This is a genomic window from Pseudomonas agronomica (assembly GCF_025917275.1).
GTDB classification, from domain to species: domain Bacteria; phylum Pseudomonadota; class Gammaproteobacteria; order Pseudomonadales; family Pseudomonadaceae; genus Aquipseudomonas; species Aquipseudomonas agronomica.
On the sequence record NZ_JAOSHO010000557.1, the window covers coordinates 1 to 3,019 of the forward strand.

Annotated in this window: 3 protein-coding genes; all 3 read left to right on the forward strand. The window is 60.8% G+C overall.

The window, feature by feature from the left end; all coding sequences use genetic code 11:
- Positions 1-200: 200 nt before the first annotated feature.
- The 3 genes from OC610_RS24375 (at position 201) to OC610_RS24385 (ending at position 2,978) form a co-directional block, all read left to right on the forward strand.
- Complete coding sequence (locus OC610_RS24375) at positions 201-980, forward strand: ABC transporter substrate-binding protein (RefSeq protein WP_264431511.1); 780 nt, start codon at positions 201-203, stop codon at positions 978-980.
- Positions 981-1,084: 104 nt separating this feature from the next.
- Positions 1,085-2,197, forward strand: a complete 1,113-nt coding sequence (locus tag OC610_RS24380) for a succinylglutamate desuccinylase/aspartoacylase family protein (protein ID WP_264431513.1) — start codon at positions 1,085-1,087, stop codon at positions 2,195-2,197.
- Between the two features lie 64 nt (positions 2,198-2,261).
- Positions 2,262-2,978, forward strand: coding sequence for an alpha/beta hydrolase (locus OC610_RS24385; protein ID WP_264431515.1), 717 nt, complete (start codon positions 2,262-2,264; stop codon positions 2,976-2,978).
- Positions 2,979-3,019: the final 41 nt, after the last annotated feature.

The window sequence follows — 3,019 nt, forward strand, 5'->3', positions numbered from 1 at the left end:
TCCTACGCAGCTCCTACCCAGCACCTACCCAGCTCCTACGCAGCTCCTGGGCGGTATTTTTATAAATATTTGTCGCTTCGACGTAATTTCCCTGCTGGGTGCATCTCTAGACTCCGGGCCACTTCGGTTTTCATCGACCGAACGCTGTTTCCGAATCTGCCTATAACGATCAATAAATACCTGCGCACTCAGGAGCAAAAATGAAGAAGTTAGCCATGTTCGGTGCCCTGGCACTGTCCGTATTGTCATTCTCGGCCGTGGCCGAAGACGCCAAGCCGATCCGCCTCGGGATCGAGGCGGGTTATCCACCGTTTTCGATGAAAACCCCTGATGGCAAGTTGGCCGGTTTCGATGTGGACATCGGCGACGCGCTGTGCGCACAGATGAAGGTCAAGTGTGTCTGGGTCGAGCAGGAATTCGACGGCCTGATCCCGGCGCTGAAGGTCAAGAAAATCGACGCGATCCTGTCGTCCATGACCATCACCGACGATCGCAAGAAAAACGTCGACTTCACCATCAAGTACTACCACACCCCGGCGCGCTTCGTGATGAAGGAAGGCTCCGACGTCAAGGATCCACTGACCGAGCTCAAGGGCAAGAAAGTCGGTGTGCTGCGCGCCAGTACCCATGACCGCTTCGCAACCGAGGTGTTGGTGCCGGCGGGGATCAACCTGGTGCGCTATAGCTCCCAGCAGGAAGCCAACCTGGACATGGTTGCCGGGCGCCTCGACGCGATGCTGGCCGACTCGGTCAACCTCGACGAAGGCTTCCTGAAAACCGATGCTGGCAAAGGTTTTGCCTTCGTCGGGCCAACTTACGAAGACGCGAAATACTTCGGCGGCGGCGCCGGTATCGCGGTGCGCAAGGGCGACCAGGCGCTTGCCGAGAAATTCAACGCTGCCATCACCGAAATCCGCGCCAATGGCACGTACAAGAAAGTCCAAGACAAATATTTTGCCTTTGACGTCTACGGGCATTAATCGCTGAAGTTACCAGGTGGCCCGCCGCTGACCCGGCCGGCCACCTTTTTCATGGGCGATTGTCTTACCCTGCGCCTGTCGAGAAACCGATATCTGGAGAGCCTATGCAACGCATCGACCATACCTTGCCCTGGAGCCACCTGGGCACGGAACGTTCGCTCAGCGTGTTTCGTTACGGCCACGGCCCGCGCAAGGCGTATATCCAGGCCAGCCTGCACGCCGATGAATTGCCCGGCATGCGCACGGCATGGGAATTGAAAAAACGCCTCAACGAACTTGAAGCCCAAGGGCTGCTCAAGGGGGTGATCGAGCTGGTGCCGGTGGCCAATCCGATCGGCCTGGACCAGCATCTGCAAAGTGCCCACATGGGGCGCTTCGAGTTGGGCAGTGGCAAGAATTTCAACCGATCCTTCGTTGAACTGAGCGCCCCGGTGGCACAACGCATCGGTAATCGCCTCGGGGATGACCCGGCCGCCAATATCACCTTGATTCGCCAGACAATGGTCGAGGTGCTGGATGAGCTTGCGCCACCACCGTCTCAGCTCGAAGCCCTGCATCGGCTATTGCTCCGCCACGCCTGCGACGCCGATGTCACCCTGGACCTGCACTGTGATTTCGAGGCCGCGATCCACTTGTACGCCTTGCCGCAACAGTGGCCGCAGTGGCGCTCATTGGCGGCGCGGTTGAAAGCCGGCGTGGCGTTGCTGTGTGAAGATTCCGGCGGCAGTTCGTTCGATGAGTCGTGTTCGACGCCGTGGTTGCGCCTGGCGAAGATTTTTCCGCAAGCAGCGATTCCGCCGGCCAACCTGGCGACGACGCTGGAACTGGGCAGCATGGGCGACACCCGGGTGGAGCAAGCCCAGGCCAATTGCGAAGCCATCCTGGGGTTCCTGGCGGAACAGGGCTTTATCGGCGGAGACTGGCCGGCCGCGCCGCAAGCGTGCTGCGAGGGGTTTCCATTCGAAGGCACCGAATACCTGTTTGCGCCGCACCATGGCGTGGTGAGTTTCCTGCGCGAAGCGGGCGAATGGGTGGAGCGGGGCGATCCGTTGTTCGAAGTGGTCGATCCGTTGAATGACCGGGTCACCGTTGTTCCTGCCGGCACCCGCGGGGTATTGTTCGCCCTGGACCGCGGACGTTATACCCAACCGGGCATCTGGCAGGCGAAAGTCGCCGGGCGCGAGCCGATTCGGGCGGGGAAATTGATCAACGACTGATGAGTGCTGTCTACCTCACCGCACGGTCGTTGCCGTGCGGCTATCCAATGATGGAGGAAGACTGATGCTCAAAGCGTTCGCCCTGTTTCTGCTGCTGGTATCCGTCGGCGTGCAGGCTCAACCTTCGCTGCACACCGACTTGCCACTCAACTACCTGGCCCGTGCCGACGAAAAGGCCGGGAACCGCCCCCTGGTGATTTTCCTGCACGGGTCGGGCAGCAACGAAGAGGACCTGCTCAGGCTCGCGGACGAACTGCCCGAACACTACAACTACCTTTCGGTACGGGCGCCCAAGACCATGGAGCCAGGGCACTACCAGTGGTTTGCGAAAAAGGGCGAGGGTGCGTACGACGGTGACACATCCGACCTGAAGGCCAGCGGGCAGATGCTCCTGGAATTCATCGACAAGGCCCGGGCCAAGTACCCGGCTGACGCGAGCAACGTCTACCTGGTGGGGTTCAGCCAGGGCGCGATGATGAGCTACGAAGTCGCCTTGCGACACCCCGAAGCCGTTGGCGGTATTGCGGCGATGGGCGGGCGGGTCCTGCCGGTGCTGCGAGCCGAACTGACGCCCGACGAATCGCGGCGGGCGCTGGCAGTGTTCATCGGCCACGGCACGGTGGACCCGATCATTCCCTATCACGACGGCACCGACGCCAACACCTTCCTGAAGACGCTGGCCCTGGAGCCGGAATTCCATGGCTATCCAGGCCTGGGCCATAACATCAGTGCGCAGGAAGTGAAGGACTTGCGGGCCTGGCTGGAGCGGCTCAATCCCTGATATGCACTCCGGATCCCTGTGGGGGCGGGCTTGCTCGCGAA